Below are 13,801 nucleotides of genomic sequence, written 5' to 3'. Positions count from 1 at the left end.
TGCCGTCAGTCCGCCCAGGTCCAGTCGGCGACCTCCGGCAGGTCCGTGCCGTGCTCCCGGATCCAGGCGTGGTGGCGGGTTCGGACGTCCGCCATCGCCTGCCGCACCGCGACCGCGCGCACCCCCAGGCCCGGGACCCGGTCGATCACATCCATCACCAGCCGGTACCGGTCGAGGTCGTTGCGCACGACCATGTCGAAGGGAGTGGTCGTGGTGCCCTCCTCCCGGTAGCCGCGGACGTGCAGGTTCCGGTGACCGGTGCGGCGGTAGCAGAGACGGTGGATCAGCCAGGGATAGCCGTGGTAGGCGAAGACGACCGGCTTGTCGCGGGTGAACAGCGCGTCGTACTCGGGATCCGGCATGCCGTGCGGATGCTCTCCCGGCGGCAGCAGCCGGGCCATGTCGACGACGTTCACCACCCGCACCGCCAACTCCGGCAGATGCCGGCGCAGCAGACCCGCCGCCGCCAGCGTCTCCTGGGTGGGCACGTCCCCGGCGCAGGCCAGCACCACATCGGGTTCGGTGCCGTCCTCGGTGCCCGCCCACTCCCAGGCGCCGGCGCCGCGGGCGCAGTGGGCGCGGGCCTCGTCGAGGGTGAGCCAGTCGAAGCCGGGCTGTTTGCCGGCCACGATCACATTGACGTAGTCGCGGCTGCGCAGCGCATGATCGGCCACCGAGAGCAGGGTGTTGGCGTCCGGCGGCAGATAGACCCGGACCACCTCCGGGCTCTTGTTGAGGATGTGGTCGACGAAGCCGGGGTCCTGGTGCGAGAAGCCGTTGTGGTCCTGCCGCCAGACATGGGAGGTGAGCAGGTAGTTCAGCGAGGCGATGGGGCGCCGCCAGGGGAGCCGGCGCGCGGTGCGCAGCCATTTGATGTGCTGGTTGACCATGGAGTCGACGATGTGCGCGAACGCCTCGTAGCTGGAGAAGAGCCCGTGCCGGCCGGTGAGCAGATAGCCCTCCAGCCACCCCTGGCACAGGTGCTCGGAGAGCACCTCCATGACCCGGCCGTCGTGCGCGAGGTGCTCGTCGGTGTCGAGCGAGGTGCCCTGCCAGGCCTTGCCGGTGGCGTCGTAGAGCGCCTCCAGGCGGTTCGACGCGGTCTCGTCGGGGCCCACCACGCGGAAGTCGCGGCGCTCGGCCGTGGCCTCCATGACCGCCGCCAGCAGCCCGCCGAGCACCCGGGTCGGCTCGTGCAGTTCGCTGCCGCGCTTGCCGACCTCCACCGCGTACCGCTCCAGCGGCGGGACCGGCAGATCGCGCAGCAGCAGGCCGCCGTTGGCGTGCGGAGAGGCGCCGAGCCGCCGCGACCCCTCGGGCACACAGGCGAGCACGTCCGGGCGCGGCCGGCCCGCCTCGTCGAACAGCTCGTCGGGCCGGTACGAGCGCAGCCAGTCCTCCAGCTGCCGCAGGTGCCCGGCGTTCTCGCGCACGCCGGGCAGCGGGACCTGGTGGGCGCGCCAGGTGCCCTCGACGGGCTGCCCGTCGACCTCGTGCGGTCCGGTCCAGCCCTTGGGGGTGCGCAGCACGATCATGGGCCAGCGGGGCCGCTCCGTCACGCCCTCGGTGCGGGCCCGGCGCTGGATGTCCGCGATCCGGTCCAGGGCGGTGTCCATGGCGGAGGCCAGTGCCTGATGGACCGTCGCCGGGTCGTCGCCGGCGACATGGAGCGGGTCGTGACCGTAGCCGCGCAGCAGGGCGTCCAGCTCGTCCCGCGGGATCCGGGCGAGCACCGTCGGGTTGGCGATCTTGTAGCCGTTGAGGTGCAGCACCGGCAGCACCGCGCCGTCGTGCACCGGGTCCAGGAACTTCGTGGCGTGCCAGGACGCGGCGAGCGGCCCGGTCTCCGCCTCGCCGTCGCCCACCACACAGGCGACGACCAGCTCCGGGTTGTCGAACGCGGCGCCGTAGGCATGGGTGAGGGAGTAGCCCAGCTCACCGCCCTCGTGGATCGATCCCGGGGTCTCCGGGGCGACATGGCTGGGTACCCCGCCGGGGAACGAGAACTGCCGGAAGAGCCGGGCCATGCCCTCGCCGTCCCGGCCGACATCGGGGTACGTCTCGGAGTACGTGCCGTCCAGCCAGGAGTTGGCCACCACGGCGGGGCCGCCGTGCCCCGGCCCCCACACGCACAGGGCCTCCAGCTCGCGGGCCCTGATGACGCGGTTGAGGTGGGTGTGGACCAGGTTCAGGCCCGGCGAGGTGCCCCAGTGGCCCAGCAGCCGCGGCTTGATGTGCTCGGGGCGCAGCGGGGCCGTCAGCAGCGGATTGGCCATCAGGTAGATCTGCCCGACGGCCAGGTAGTTGGCCGCCCGCCAGTGGGCGTCGAGCCGGTGCAGCTCGGCGGCGTCGAGGGGGCCCGGCGCCGCCGGACTCCCGCTCGTCCCCGTCCCTGCCGCGTTCTCCGCGTCGTGCATGCTCATCTCCCTGTCAGGGTCGCGTGCCACGGGTGTTCACAGCGTGCGCAGTGCGGCCGGCGGCCCGGCCGGATCCGGCCGCCGGAGAGTACCTGCATGGTCGCCGCCTTCCGGGCGACGACGGCAGGGGGCAGCGGCTCCCCGGACAGGGCGGGCGACCGGGGCGGGCCGGTCAGTCGGGCGGTTCGGGGGCCGGGTGCTCGTCCGGTTCCGCGCCGGGCGGTTCCGCCGGTACCGGGCCCGGCTCATCCGGTTCCGGCTCGGCGGGGACCGGGTCGTACGGCACCGGGTCCGGATCGCTCGGCACCCGCTCGGGCCCCCTCGGCCGCGGTTCGGTGGTCATGGCGTGGACGGTCGTCAGGGTCATGGCGCTCTCCTTCCTCCCCATCCTCCGTCCCATGCCCGTGGTCGGCCCGTTCAAGAAGTGAATCCGAGGGGCTGGCGCTGGAGCGCTCCGTTCACGCGGTGATGACGTGGTTCATGTGGTGGATGACGGCGAAGGTGCGTGTGCCCCGGGCCCGGCCGGCGGAATCCTCAGTACACGTCGCGGACGTAGCGCTTCTCCGCCGCGAGCTGCTTGACGTAGCCGGCGGCGGCCTCCTCCGCCAGCCCGCCGTGGGCGACGGCGATGTCCCGCAGCGCACGGTCCACGTCCTTGGCCATCCGGGACGCGTCGCCGCACACATAGAAGTGGGCGCCGTCCTGGAGCCAGGACCACAGCTGGGCGCCGTGTTCGCGCATCCGGTCCTGGACGTAGACCTTGGCGCGCTGGTCGCGGGAGAAGGCGGTGTCCAGCCGGGTGAGCAGCCCCTCGCGGCGCAGCCGGCCGAGGGCCTCCTCGTGGTAGAAGTCCGTGGCCCGGCGCTGCTCGCCGAAGAAGAGCCAGTTGGGGGCGCGGTGGCCGCGGGCCCGCCGCTCGTCGAGGAAGCCGAGGAAGGGCGCCACGCCGGTGCCGGGTCCCACCATCACCATCGGGGTGGCCGGATCGGCCGGCGGACGGAAGTGGGCGGCGCGCTGGACGAACACCGGCACCGGGCACCCGGGCTCGGCATCGGCCAGAAAGGTGGAGGCGACGCCCTTGCGCCGGTCCCCCCGGCGGTTCTCGTAGCGCACCACGGAGACCGTCAGACGGACCAGGCCGGGATCGGTCAGCGGGCTCGACGAGATGGAGTACAGCCGCGGCTGCAGGCGCTTGAGGACGCCGGCCCACTCCGCCGCACCGGCCCGTACCGGGTGTTCGGCGAGGACGTCGACGGCCTGCCGGCTCCAGGTCCACTGGGCCAACTCGCCCTTGTTGTCCGGTCGCAGCAGCTTCTTCAGGACACGGTCACCGGTGCGTTCGGCGACCAGCCGGAGCAGGCCGGGGGTGATCCGGGCGATGTCCAGATGGCGGTGCAGGGCCTCGCCCAGCGGCACCGTGCCGAGGCCCGCGAGGTCGACGCCGGCGGCCGGGTCGAGACCGGTGACGGCGAGCCACTCCGCGACGAGGTCCGGGCAGTTCCGCGGCAGCACCCCGAGCGCGTCCCCGGCCTCGTACTCCAGCGGTGCGCCCTCGCCCTCACGGGTGTCGAAGGTGAACTGCCGCACCTCCTTGGCGGCCCCGGCCCGGCTGAGCAGCTGATTGCCGACGAGACGGACGATGGCGGGCGCGGCCTTGGAGGGCCGGGCGGGCGTGGGCGCCGCGGGTACGGCCTCCGGGGCGGGGACCTCCGGGGCCCGGCCCGTGGTGGCGCGGGTGTCCCCGCCACTTTGCGGCCCCGCACCGCCCTCGGGCCCCGCACCGCCGCCCGGATCCGCCCCCTCGCCCGGCTCCGCGCCGGATGCCAGGGCCGTGAGGACCTGGTCGAGCCATTGCCCGGCGGGCTGCTCGTAGTCCGGTTCGCAGTCCGTACGGGGCGCCAGCCGCTGCGCGCCCAGTTCGGCGAGCCGGTCGTCGAGCCGGCGGCCGTGACCGCAGAAGTCGTCGTACGACGAATCGCCCAGCGCGAGGACCGAGTAGCGCACCCCCTCCAGCCGCGGGCTGTCCGGCGCGCTGAGGGTCTCCCAGAACCCCGCTCCGTTGTCGGGGGCGTCGCCGTCGCCGAAGGTGCTGGTGACCACGAGCAGATCGGCGCCGCGGGGCAGCGCCGCCGGTGCGCTGTCGGCCATGCTCAGCAGCGTCGCCTCCCGCCCGCTGCCCCGCAGCCGCCGGGCCGTGTCGGCGGCGACCTCCTCCGCGTTGCCGGTCTGCGAGGCCCACAGGACGAGGACCGTACGGGCGGGCGGGGCGCCGGGCGTTTCGGCGGGGGCGTCCGCCGGGTCCGCCGCGGGCGTCTGCCGGGCGTCCGGCGCCCGCGAGAACATCCCGGCCAGCACGCCATTGACCCACTGCGCGCTCTTTGGAGCGAAGGGCGCCCGGTCGGGCAGCACGGGTGTGCCGCCGGCGGGCCCGGCGCCCAGCCCGGCGAGGAATCCGGACAGATAGCGGCGTTCGTGCTCGGCCAGCACCGGCGGGGCGGAGCCGGCGAGCTGGAACACCTCGGTCAGCACGGCCACCGCGCCCGCCGTACCGGGGTGCTGAGCCGTACCGGGGCCCTGGCCCGCGTCGGCCCCGGGCGTGCCGCCCGTCCGCGTCGGGTCCGTCCCGTCCTGTCCGTGCCCCGCCTCGCCCGCCACCCGGGCCAGCGACACCGCGCACGCCTTGAACTCGGGCTGGAAGGAGACCGGGTCGACCGCGTCATGGGTCACCGCGTTGACGCTGAGGTACTCGCCGAACAGGTCGTTCCAGTGGAAGGGCGCAAAGCAGTTCCCGGGCCGCACCCGGTCGGTCGGCACGGCGGGCAGCACCGCCCGGCCGCGCCGCGAGGCGACCTCGACGGTGTCGCCCTCCGCGATGCCCAGCGCCCGCGCATCGTCGGGATGGAGCTCCACGAAGGGGCCGGGGTTGAGCTTGTTCAGCTTGGCGACCTTGCCGGTCTTGGTGAGGGTGTGCCACTGGTGCGGCAGCCGGCCGGTGTTCAGCACGTACGGGAAGTCGTCGTCGGGCAGCTCGGCCGCCGGGAGGTGCGGACGGGCGAAGAAGGCGGCCCGGCCGCTCGCCGTGGGGAAGGACAGCCGGGGGCGGGTGCCGTCCGGCCGCTCCCGCAGGGTCTGGCTGGTGCCGTCGTTGAGGTAGCGCACGGGGTTGCGGTCGGGGCCGTCGGCGGACGCACTGGGCCACTGCACGGGGGTGTGCCGCAGCCGCTCGTAGCTCACTCCGCGCAGGTCGTAGCCGGTGTGCGGATTCCAGGCGCGCTTGATCTCCTCGAATATCTCCTCCGCGCTCTCGTATCCGAAGGCGTCCTCGTAGCCCATCTCGCAGGCGATCCGGGCGATGATCCGCCAGTCCGGCCAGGCCTCGCCCGGGGCGTCGGCGGCCGGCCGCACCAGCGTCAGATTGCGCTCCGAATTGACCATCACGCCCTCGGTCTCGCCCCACATGGCGGCCGGCAGCACCACATCGGCGTAGGCGTGGGTCTCGGTCTCGGCGAAGACGTCCTGCGAGACGACGAAGTCCGCCGCCTCCAGCCCCTCGATGACCGTGCGGCGGTTGGCGACCGAGGCGACGGGGTTGGTGCAGATGATCCAGCACGCCTTGATGTCCCCGTCCGCCATCCGCCGGAACATCTCGACGGTCCCTTGGCCCCCTTCGTCCGCCCGCAGCGTCCCCGCCTCCAGGCCCCACAGCTCCTCGACGAACGCCCGGTCCCCGGCCACCAGCGCCGAGCGCTGGCCCGGCAGGCCCGGGCCCATGTAGCCCATCTCGCGGCCGCCCATCGCGTTGGGCTGGCCGGTGAGCGAGAACGGGCCGCTGCCGGGGCGGCAGATCGCGCCGGTCGCCAGATGCAGGTTGACCAGCGCGTTGGTGTTCCAGGTGCCATGGGTGCTCTGGTTCAGGCCCATGGTCCAGCAGCTCATCCAGTCGCCCGCGGCGCCGATCCACTCCGCTGCCCGGCGCAGGTCCGCCTCCGGTATCCCGGTGAGCCCGGCGACCGTCGCGGGCGGATAGTCGCAAAGGAAGTCCGGCATCGCCTCCCAGCCCTCGGTGTGCTCGGCGATGAACTCCGGGTCGGTGGCGCCGTTTTCGACCAGCAGGTGCAGCAGGCCGTTGAGCAGCGCCAGGTCCGTGCCCGGCGCGATCTGCAGGAAGAGGTCGGCCTTGGCCGCGGTGGCGGTGCGCCGGGGATCGACCACGATCAGTTTGGCGCCCGCCTTCACCCGTTCCATCATCCGCAGGAAGAGGATCGGGTGGCAGTCGGCCATGTTCGAGCCGATGACGAAGAAGACCTCGGCGTGCTCGAAGTCCTGGTACGAACCGGGCGGGCCGTCCGCGCCCAGCGACAGCTTGTAGCCGCTGCCCGCGCTCGCCATGCACAGCCGCGAGTTGGACTCGATGTGCCGGGTGCGGACGAAGCCCTTGGCGAGCTTGTTCGCCAAGTACTGCGCCTCCAGGGTCAGCTGGCCCGAGACATAGAGGGCGAGGGCGTCCGGGCCGTGTTCGTCGACGATGGCGCGCAGCCGCCCCGCGGTCTCCTTGACCGCCGTTTCCATCGCCGCGGCCGCCGGCGCGTCGCCGCGGTCGGCGCGCACCAGGGCGCTCGACAGCCGCCCCGGCGCCGCGAGCAGCTCGGCGCTGGTCGCGCCCTTCGTGCACAGCCGCCCGCGGTTCGCCGGGTGGGCCTTGTCGCCGGCCGCCCTGCGGACCGTCCGCCGCCCGTCCGGGCCCGTCGCGACGTCCAGCACGATCCCGCACCCCACACCGCAGTACGAGCAGGCCGTCCGCACCTGCGTGATGCTCTCGGCCTGCGGTTCCGGTGCGGTCACGGGCGGATCCCTTCGTGGTCGGCTGCTGTGCACCACGGTAGGAATCGCCCGTTAACCGGGTGTCACGCCCAGCGATCACCCGTCGTTACGGCGGCCACACAGCCGCCGGCCGGGCCGCGTGAGGACGGCCGCCGGCCGCCGCTCAGGGGAGCAGCTCCTCCAGCGGCACGTCGGTGTCGGCGAGCCGCTCGGGGTCCACGGCCCGCCCGCTCGCCACCAGCGCCCGGATCGGCTCGGTGACGTCCCAGACGTTCACATTCATCCCGGCCAGCACCCGGCCGCCGGAGAGCCAGAAGGCGATGAACTCGCGGGCCGCGGTGTCGCCGCGGAAGACCACGCGGTCGTACCCGCCCGGTTCCACATGGCCGGTGTACTCCATGCCCAGGTCGTACTGGTCGGTGAAGAAGTACGGCAGCCGGTCGTAGACGGCCTCCCGGCCCAGCATGGCGCGGGCCGCCGTCGCGGGCTGGTGGAGGGCGTTGGCCCAGTGCTCGACGCGCAGGTGCTTGCCCAGGAGGGGGTGGTAGGCGTTCGCGACGTCGCCCGCGGCATGGATGTCCGGGTGGGAGGAGCACAGCCGCTCGTCCACGACGACGCCGTTGTCGACCTTGAGCCCGGCCGCGGCGGCCGGCTCGCTGTTGGGGGTGATCCCGACGCCGACGATGACGGCGTCGGCCGCGATCCGGGTGCCGTCGGCCAGGCGCACCCCGTCCACCGCGCCGTCGGTGCCGGTGATCTCCGTGACCTGGGTGTCGCAGCGCAGCGCGACACCGTGCCCGGTGTGCAGATCGGCGAAGATCTGGGCGACCTCGCGGCCCAGCACCCCCAGCAGGGGAAGCGGCGCCGACTCCAGCACGGTCACCTCGACCCCGGCGGCCCGCGCGGCGGCCGCGGTCTCCAGCCCGATCCAGCCGCCGCCGATCACCACGATCCGCGACGCGGACCGGAAGACGCCTTTGAGGCGGTCGCTGTCCGCCAGGCGCCGCAGCGTGTGGACCCCGTCGAGGTCGGCACCGGGCACCGGCAGCGTGCGCGGGGTGGAGCCGGTGGCCAGCAGCAGCTTGGCGTAGCCCAGCCGGCTGCCGTCGGCGAGGGTCACCTCGTGGGCGGCCGGGTCGAGGGCGGTGACGGCGTTGCCGGTGCGCAGGTCGACGTCGTGCTGGGCGTACCACTGCGGCGGGTGGACGTAGACCTTCTCCTTCTCGGAGGTGCCCAGGAGGTAGCCCTTGGACAGCGGCGGCCGCTCATAGGGACGCTCGCGCTCCTCGCCCAGCAGCAGGACGGGGCCGTCGAAGCCCTCCGCCCGCAGCGCCTCCGCGGCCTTCGCGCCGGCCAGCCCCGCTCCCGCGATGATGAATGCTGTGTTCTGGGCCATGTCCCGCTCAGCTCCTTCGGACGATCGGTTACCCGGTCATCAGTTACCCGCCCGGAGCGCGCGGAGGTACCGCCGAAGGAGTTGCCGTCACCCCTGCCCGGCGGTCCGCTCCCGGTGACCCCGCAGCGCCCGCGCCGTCAGGTCGCGGTCCTCGCCCAGGACGAAGGCCCGGACACCGTCGGCGTGCCACTCGGCGCGCCGCTCCGGGGTGGTGGACATGGCACAGAAGGGCACGCCGTGGCGGGCGCAGGCGTCGCGGAGGCCCCGGACCGCCTCCTGGACGCGGGGGTGACGGACCTGCCAGGGGACCCCGTAGGACTGGGAGAGGTCGCCGGGGCCGGGCAGGACGAGGTCGACGCCGCCGGGGGCGAGGATCTCGTCGATCGCCTCGACCCCCTCACGGTCCTCCAGGAGCGCCACGATCATGATCTCCGCGTTGGCCCGGCGGAGGTACTCGGCCGGATCGATGCGGCCGAAGCCGGGGCCCCGGCCGCCGTTGAGGGAGCGCATGCCTTCGGGTGCGTAGCGGGCGGCACGGATCGTGGCGTCGATGTCCGCGCGGCTGCGGACGTGCGGGACGACGATGCCCATCGCCCCGGCGTCCAGGGCGCGCAGCACGGCGCCGGGATCGGCCTCGGGGACCCGGACGAAGGGGGTGAGCCCGGTCGTCTCGGCGGCCCGGATGAGGTTCTCCAGCCGCTGCGGATCGACGAGGGTGTGCTCGGTGTCCAGGATCACGAAGTCGTAGTCCGCACAGCCGATCATCTCGACCATGGCGGGCTCGGGCAGCGTGCTGAACAGCCCGTACGCCTCCTCGCCCGCGGCGAGCCGGCGCCGGACCTCGTTGGGGCGGAGCATCTCAGGCCTCCCCCCTCGCGCCGGGCTCCGCGGCGCCGAGGAAGTGGAAGCCGGGCCGCGGGTGCATCAGGAAGTCGTGGTGCGAGATGTTCCAGGCGTACGCCCCGGCGACCCCGAACACCACCCGGTCACCGGCCCGCAGCCCCGGTGCCGGGACGTCGCGGGCGAGGACGTCCTTGGGGGTGCACAGCTGCCCGGTGACGGTGACCAGATCGCCCCGCGCGGCCGACCGCGGCCAGGGGTGCGGCCAGGGCGCGTCGGACGGCAGGACCGTGCAGGGCTGGTCGTGGCCCTTGGTGGCGGGGGTGCGCAGATGGTGGGTGCCGCCGCGGACCACGGCGAACTCCTCGCCGTGGCTGTGCTTCACATCCAGCACCTCGGTGGCGTACCAGCCGCAGTACGCGGTGAGCGCGCGCCCCGGTTCGAGGCGCAGGGTGAGGCCGGGGTGGGCGTCGGCGAGCCGCGCCAGGCCCGCGCCGAAGGCCGTCCAGTCGAACCGGCGCTCCGGGTCGGCGTAGTCGACGGCCATTCCGCCGCCGATCGTCACCTCGGTCAGCGGGACGCGGTGGTGCGCGGCCAGGCCGGCGGCCCACTTCACGATGGCCTCGGACACCGCGAGCTGCTCGGGCGCCTCCAGGCCGCTGGCCAGGTGGGCGTGGATGCCGCGGAGTTCGAGCTGCGGGCAGGTGCCGTCGGTGAGCAGGGCGACGACCTCACCGGCCTGGTCGGGGTCCAGCCCGAAGGGGGTGGGACGGCCGCCCATGGCGAGCGAACTGCCGTCCAGGGAGCCGTCGTCGACCGGCAGGTTGAAGCGGGCCAGCACCGCGATCCGGCGCTCCGGGGCGAGGCGGGCGGCCAGGTTCGCGAGCATGTGGATCTCGTACACGCTCTCCACGTGGAAGCGCTCCACGCCCAGCTCCAGCGCCCGGGCGACCTCGGCGGGCGTCTTGCCCGGTCCGCCGAAGGCGAGCGGGGCGCCCGGCACGGCCTTGCCGACGTGCGCCAGCTCGCCGCCGGAGGAGACCTCGTAGCCGTCCACGTACGGGCGCAGCGCCGCCAGGATCTCCGGCTCGGGGTTGGCCTTGGCCGCGTAGTACAGCTCCACGCGGTCCGGCAGCGCCGCCCGTACGTCGGCCAGATGCGTGCGCAGCGCCGCCAGGTCGTAGAGGTAGGCGGGCAGTTCCCCGGGCGCGAGGGACAGGGTGCGCTCGCGGACACCCGGGGTGAGGGCGGGGGCGGGGGTGGTCATCAGGCGCTCCAGGGGGTGGTGTCGTCGGTGCGCACGGCGCCCGACAGAACGGCCTCGGCCAGCGGCGACGGCAGCCGGACGTAGCCGGCCTCGCGGTCGGCCTTGCGCTCCCAGCGGGTGAGCAGATTGGCCTTGGCGGGCAGCGGGACGCCGGCCAGCAGGGCGGCCAGCCGCGGCGGGCAGCCGTACCGGTCGGCGTGGGTCTGCAGGGTGCGGCGGACCTGTGCCCACAGCTCCGTCTCGGTGTCCGGGTGCAGGTCGGCGAGCGCGGCGAGCATCTCGGCGACGTGGTTGACCAGCAGGCAGTACACGACGCGGTCCCAGCCGCGCTGGGCGTCGTAGGTCATCGGCGCCGCGACCTGCTCGGGCAGCGAGGCCAGCAGGTCGGCGTGGTGTTCGGGGACGAGCTTGGTGCCCTCCAGGTCGCGGAAGAGGACCTGTGCGGGCATCCCGTCGCCGTCGACGCAGACCAGCACGTTCTGCAGGTGCGGCTCCAGCACCAGGCCGTGGTCGAAGTAGGCGGCGAGCACCGGCGGCACGAGCAGGTTGAGGTAGGCGGCCCACCACTCCAGCGCGGCCTGCGGACCGGCGCCGTCCAGGAGGCGCGAGATGTGGGCGGGGCTGGTGGGGTACTCGTCGGCGACCGCGCCCGCCAGCAGCGGGGTGGTGCCCGGCAGCAGCCGCTGGGACAGGCCCTCGCGGACGATGACGCCGAAGCCCTCCAGCAGCTCGGTGTCCGGGCGGCCGTCGGCGCCGGGCAGCGCGAGGCTGCGGTAGGCGGGCTCACGGAGCACCGCGGCGCCGGGGAACCGGGCGGCGAGGTCGGCGAGCGCCGGTGCCAGCAGCCGGGTGAGGGCCACCGCCCCGGACAGCTCGTAACTGGCGTTCTTCCGGAGGCAGTTGGTGATCCGGACGTTGAGGCTGAACTTCAGGAAGGCGTCGCCGTCGTAGAGCGTGCGCACCGAAGCGGTGGCGGCGAACGGCGTCTCGCTGCTGCCCAGGACGCGGATGTCGTCGCGCTCCAGCGCCTCCGCCAGGCCCGAGTGGTCGCGCAGCAACTCGTACTGCCAGGGGTGGACGGGCAGCAGCCGGTAGCCCTCCGGGACGTCGGCGTGCAGCGTGTCCAGCGGGTCGGCGGCCCCGTCGGCGGACCGCTCCTCGGCGATCAGCTCCTCGCGCACGGCGAACAGCAGCAGCGGGAAGACCGCCCCGGTCTCGGGGGCGTAGGACTGCCAGGCGGTGGGGTCGCCGGTGCGGGCCTTGGGGGTCGGGTGGAAGCGGTGGCCGAGGAGCAGCGACTGCTCGGAGGTGACGTAGGCGGCCTGCCAGTCGTCCGCGCCGGCCGCCGGGGCGGACGGGTCCTGCTCCGTACGGGCCGCGAGCGCCGCCGAGACGGCCTGGTGGCTGGAGGCGATCTGGGCCAGGAACTCCTCGTTGTCGACACCGGTGCGCAGCGACAGCTCGGCGTGCACGTACTCGGCCAGCCGGCGCCAGCCGACCTCGGCCCAGCCGTCCGCGGTCTGTTCGGACACCGGGCCGGTGAACCGGTGCGCGCCGAACAGCGAGGTCCGGCGCAGCGCGACCCGCAGCAGCACTCCGCGGCGCGGCAGCCGCAGCAGCAGCCGCCCGTGGTCGACGGCGGTCTGGTGCTCGGGTCCCGACACCTCCCGCAGCAGGCAGTTGAGCAGGGTGTGCGCCACGGCCCGGTCCGCGCTGGGCAGGCCGGCGGGGGCGGCGCCGGCCGCGGCGGGGGCGGGCGAATTGGTCAGCGAGGGCATCAAAGGCTCCTGCGGGTGCGGAGAGTACGGGGAAGGCGGGGGAGGGTGGTCGCCACCACGGTGACCAGCGCTATCGCGGTCCCGGTCAGGACGGGCGCGGTGGGGCCGAACCAGTCGTTCCCGACCGCCGCGGCCACGCCGGCGGCGACCGCGCCGGCCTTGGAGAAGAATTCGATCGAGCCGAACAGCCCGCCGGGGGCACGGCCCTTGGCGCAGTCGGCGGCCAGCACCGACATGCACACCAGGCCCAGGGTGAGGCCGGCGCCGAGCACCAGGCGGACCGCGACGAAGGCGGTGAGCGAGTGGGCGATCCCGTGCCCGGCCAGGCCCAGCGCGATACAGCCGAAGCCGAGCGCTATGCCGGCCCGGGGGCGGCCGCGGAAGAGCGAGTGCACCGGGATCGCGGCGATCAGGTAGCACATGTGAGGGAGGGCGAAGAGGACACCGGACACCATCGGCCCGGTGCCGGGTATCCGCTCCTTGATCAGGGAGATCAGGTACGGGAAGGAGATGACGGTGGCGAAGACGAAGGCGAACTCGATGGCGTACAGGGCCCGCAGGGAAGCGGCCGGGGCACGCCCGGAGGGCTCCGCCGTCGCCTCGACCGGCGGCGTCCCGTCCGCCTCGACCTCCGGTGCGGCGGCGGCCTGCGGCGCGGCGGTCCGGGACCGCGGCGGCTCCGGCAGCGCCGCCAGCATCACGGCGGCGGCCAGCGGCAGCACGGCCAGCAGCGCGTACTGGCGGTGCGGCGACAGCCACGGCGTCAGCGACCCGACCACGATCGGCGCGCACACCAGCGCCGCACGGGCGCTGCCCTGCATCAGCGTCAGCGCCCGGGACAGCGCATGGCCCTCCAGCGCCGCCCCCAGATAGCCGTTGGACGCGGCGAAGGTACCGCCCAGCACGCCCTGGAGCACCAGCGCGGCGGCGAAGGTGGCGATCGAGTCGGCCCAGCCCGCCAGCAGGAACGCGGCGGCGAGCCCCAACTGCGCCCGCAACAGCAGCCGTTTGCGGCCGAACCGGTCCGCGAGCCGTCCCCACAGCGGCGCGCCGATGGCGCCGAAGATGGTGGGCACGATGTAGAGCAGACCCGCCCAGCGGGCGGCGCCGTCGCCGAGCTCGGGCAGGATCTCGGTGAGGTAGGGCGGCAGCCCCAGCGCGGCGAACGAGGCCACGAAGTAGCAGCCGGCCACGGCGAAGACCTGGCGGCGGGCGAGTCCGGGACTGTCCTTGGTCTCGACGGCGTTCGGTTCGGCCCGTGCGGCGGTGGCGGTTTTCATCG

At 74.1% G+C, this 13,801-nt stretch carries 8 protein-coding genes; all 8 read right to left on the bottom strand.

The window, feature by feature from the left end; all coding sequences use genetic code 11:
- Nucleotides 1–5 precede the first annotated feature (5 nt).
- On the bottom strand, nucleotides 6–2,417 hold the full coding sequence (locus AB0411_RS22100) for a phosphoketolase family protein (protein WP_366418993.1): 2,412 nt from the start codon (nucleotides 2,415–2,417) through the stop codon (nucleotides 6–8).
- 172 nt (nucleotides 2,418–2,589) lie between these two features.
- Nucleotides 2,590–2,784, bottom strand: a complete 195-nt coding sequence (locus AB0411_RS22095) for a hypothetical protein (protein ID WP_366418992.1) — start codon at nucleotides 2,782–2,784, stop codon at nucleotides 2,590–2,592.
- 167 nt (nucleotides 2,785–2,951) lie between these two features.
- Nucleotides 2,952–7,259, bottom strand: a complete 4,308-nt coding sequence (locus AB0411_RS22090; protein WP_366418991.1) for a bifunctional nitrate reductase/sulfite reductase flavoprotein subunit alpha — start codon at nucleotides 7,257–7,259, stop codon at nucleotides 2,952–2,954.
- Between the two features lie 142 nt (nucleotides 7,260–7,401).
- The gene (locus tag AB0411_RS22085; RefSeq protein WP_366418990.1) at nucleotides 7,402–8,634 is read right to left on the bottom strand and encodes an NAD(P)/FAD-dependent oxidoreductase; all 1,233 of its coding nucleotides are present in this window, start codon (nucleotides 8,632–8,634) and stop codon (nucleotides 7,402–7,404) included.
- Between the two features lie 87 nt (nucleotides 8,635–8,721).
- Entirely contained in the window at nucleotides 8,722–9,492 is a 771-nt protein-coding gene (locus AB0411_RS22080) for an HpcH/HpaI aldolase family protein (protein WP_366418989.1), read from the bottom strand.
- A 1-nt stretch (nucleotide 9,493) separates the two neighbouring features.
- Nucleotides 9,494–10,741 carry a type III PLP-dependent enzyme gene (locus AB0411_RS22075; RefSeq protein WP_366418988.1) on the bottom strand — a complete coding sequence of 416 codons (1,248 nt, stop codon included), beginning with the start codon at nucleotides 10,739–10,741 and terminating at the stop codon, nucleotides 9,494–9,496.
- On the bottom strand, nucleotides 10,741–12,519 hold the full coding sequence (locus AB0411_RS22070) for an IucA/IucC family protein (protein WP_366418987.1): 1,779 nt from the start codon (nucleotides 12,517–12,519) through the stop codon (nucleotides 10,741–10,743). The genes AB0411_RS22075 and AB0411_RS22070 overlap by 1 nt, the downstream gene beginning before the upstream one ends.
- Entirely contained in the window at nucleotides 12,519–13,799 is a 1,281-nt protein-coding gene (locus tag AB0411_RS22065; RefSeq protein WP_366419100.1) for an MFS transporter, read from the bottom strand. Before AB0411_RS22065 ends, AB0411_RS22070 begins: the two co-directional genes overlap by 1 nt.
- Nucleotides 13,800–13,801: the final 2 nt, after the last annotated feature.

Origin of the sequence: Streptomyces angustmyceticus (assembly GCF_040701845.1) — a bacterium.
GTDB classification, from domain to species: domain Bacteria; phylum Actinomycetota; class Actinomycetes; order Streptomycetales; family Streptomycetaceae; genus Streptomyces; species Streptomyces angustmyceticus_A.
Note: the sequence above shows the minus strand (reverse complement) of the source record. Positions and strands in the feature narration are given on the sequence as shown.